General features: G+C 47.9%; 1 protein-coding gene. It reads left to right on the top strand.

Going from position 1 to position 2,669, the window contains the following annotated elements:
* On the top strand, nt 1-2,669 hold a 2,669-nt coding region (locus tag K6V48_RS11560; RefSeq protein WP_222369834.1), incomplete at both ends, for a hypothetical protein.

The following is a 2,669-nucleotide window of genomic DNA, read 5'->3' on the forward strand; positions in this document are numbered from 1 at the left end:
GCTGACGCTGATTCAGATACTGATGCTGATACTGATGTTGATTCAGATACTGACGCAGAAACTGATGTTGATTCAGACGCTGATGCTGATGCACTTACTGACTCAGATACCGATGCTGATGCTGATACTGATTCAGACGCTGACGCTGAGGCACTTACTGACTCAGATACCGATGCTGACGCAGAAACTGATGCTGACTCAGATGCTGACGCTGATTCAGATACTGACGCAGAAACTGATGTTGACGCTGATGCAGATACTGATGCTGACTCAGATGCTGACACTGATTCAGATACTGACGCAGAAACTGATGTTGATTCAGACGCTGACGCTGATGCAGATACTGATTCAGATACTGACGCAGATACTGATGCTGATGCTGACTCAGATGCTGACGCTGAGGCAGATACTGATGTTGATTCAGACGCTGACGCTGAGGCACTTACTGACTCAGATACCGATGCTGACTCAGATGCTGAGGCACTTACTGATTCAGACGCTGACGCTGATTCAGATGCTGACGCTGATGCAGATACTGATTCAGACGCTGACGCTGATGCAGATACTGATTCAGATGCTGACGCAGAAACTGATGCTGACTCAGATGCTGACGCTGATTCAGACGCTGATGCTGAGGCACTTACTGATTCAGACGCTGACGCTGAGGCACTTACTGACTCAGATACCGATGCTGATGCTGATACTGATTCAGACGCTGACGCTGATGCACTTACTGACTCAGATACCGATGCTGACGCAGAAACTGATGCTGACTCAGATGCTGACGCTGATTCAGATACTGACGCAGAAACTGATGTTGATTCAGATGCTGACGCTGATGCAGATACTGATGCTGACTCAGACGCTGATGCTGAGGCACTTACTGATTCAGACGCTGACGCGGAGGCACTTACTGACTCAGATACCGATGCTGACGCAGATACTGATGCTGACTCAGATGCTGACGCTGATTCAGATACTGACGCAGAAACTGATGTTGATTCAGATGCTGATGCTGACTCAGATACTGACGCTGATGCAGATACTGATTCAGATACCGATGCTGACGCAGATACTGATGCTGACTCAGATGCTGACGCTGATTCAGATACTGATGTTGATTCAGATGCTGACGCTGATGCAGATGCAGATACTGATTCAGACGCTGACGCTGATACTGATGTTGATTCAGATGCTGATACTGATGCACTTGCTGACGCAGATACCGATGCAGACGCAGAAACTGATGCTGACTCAGATGCTGACGCTGATTCAGATACTGACGCAGAAACTGATGTTGATTCAGATGCTGACTCAGATACTGACGCAGATTCAGACGCTGATGCTGATACTGATGCTGACTCAGATACAGATGCTGATTCAGATGCTGATACTGATTCAGACGCTGATGCTGACTCAGATATTGATGCTGACTCAGATGCTGATACTGATGCTGACGCAGAAACTGATGCTGACGCAGATTCAGACGCTGATGCTGATACTGACTCAGATACTGATGCTGACGCTGATACCGATTCAGACGCTGATGCACTTACTGACTCAGATACCGATGCTGACGCTGATGCAGATACTGATTCAGACACTGATGCTGAGGCACTTACTGATTCAGACGCTGACGCGGAGGCACTTACTGACTCAGATACCGATGCTGACGCAGAAACTGATGCTGACTCAGATGATGACGCTGATGCAGATACTGACGCTGATTCAGATACTGACGCAGAAACTGATGTTGATTCAGATGATGACGCTGATGCAGATACTGATTCAGACGCTGATGCTGAGGCACTTACTGATTCAGACGCTGACGCTGATACTGATGTTGATTCAGATGCTGATACTGATGCACTTGCTGACGCAGATACTGATGCTGACTCAGATGCTGACGCTGATTCAGATACTGACGCAGAAACTGATGTTGATTCAGATGCTGACGCTGATGCAGATACTGATGCTGACTCAGATACTGACGCTGATGCAGATACTGATTCAGACGCTGACGCTGATTCAGATGCTGACGCTGAGGCAGATACTGATTCAGATGCTGATACTGATGCACTTGCTGACGCAGAAACTGATGCTGACTCAGATGCTGACGCTGATTCAGATACTGACGCAGAAACTGATGTTGATTCAGATACTGATGCTGACGCTGACGCTGATACTGACTCAGATGCTGACGCTGACGCTGATACTGACTCAGATGCAGACGCTGATGCAGATACTGATGTTGATTCAGATGCTGACGCTGATGCTGACTCAGATGCTGACGCTGACGCTGATACTGATTCAGATACTGATGCTGACTCAGATGCTGACGCTGATGCAGATACTGATGCTGACGCTGACGCTGATACTGATTCAGATACTGACGCAGACGCTGACGCTGATGCACTTACTGACTCAGATACCGATGCTGACGCAGAAACTGATGTTGATTCAGATGCTGACGCTGATGCAGATACTGATGCAGACGCTGATGCTGAGGCACTTACTGATTCAGACGCTGACGCTGATACTGATGTTGATTCAGATACTGACGCTGATGCAGATACTGATTCAGATACCGATGCTGACGCAGATACTGATGCTGACTCAGATGCTGACGCTGATTCAGATACTGACGCAGATACTGATGTTGATTCAGA

This window comes from Streptococcus suis (genome assembly GCF_019794555.1).
In the GTDB taxonomy this organism is placed as follows: Bacteria; Bacillota; Bacilli; order Lactobacillales; family Streptococcaceae; genus Streptococcus; species Streptococcus suis_AB.